Annotated in this window: 1 protein-coding gene; it reads left to right on the top strand. The window is 54.6% G+C overall.

The genetic code is table 11. The annotated features are described in order from the left end of the window. The coding region (locus ACHAC9_RS24575; RefSeq protein ID WP_435764444.1) for an alpha/beta hydrolase family protein at positions 1-286 on the top strand (286 nt) is incomplete at its 5' end. Positions 287-348 lie beyond the last annotated feature (62 nt).

The raw sequence follows: 348 nt of genomic DNA on the forward strand, positions 1-348 counted from the left end.
CGACGCAGTCCAGCTGAAGGCGACCTCGCCGATCAAACAGGCCGCGCGCATCAAGGCACCACTGCTGCTCGCCTACGGAAACCTGGACCCACGCGTACCGATCTATCACGGACGTCAGTTCCTTTCCGCCATCAGGCCGTACAACAAACAGGTCGAATGGATTGCGTATCCAGACGAAGGCCATGGCTGGTACCTGCCGAAGAACCGGGTAGCATTTTGGGGGCGCGTCGAGACTTTTCTCCAAAAGTATATCGGCGACGTTACCAAAAAAAGAATAGAACCTTAGAAACGAGTCATGCTTGTATATGAACTGAGCAATGGGCTGGAGCGGAAAGTCGCTGCAAGTCC

The organism is Massilia sp. CMS3.1, from assembly GCF_051262535.1.
Taxonomy (GTDB): Bacteria; Pseudomonadota; Gammaproteobacteria; order Burkholderiales; family Burkholderiaceae_D; genus Telluria.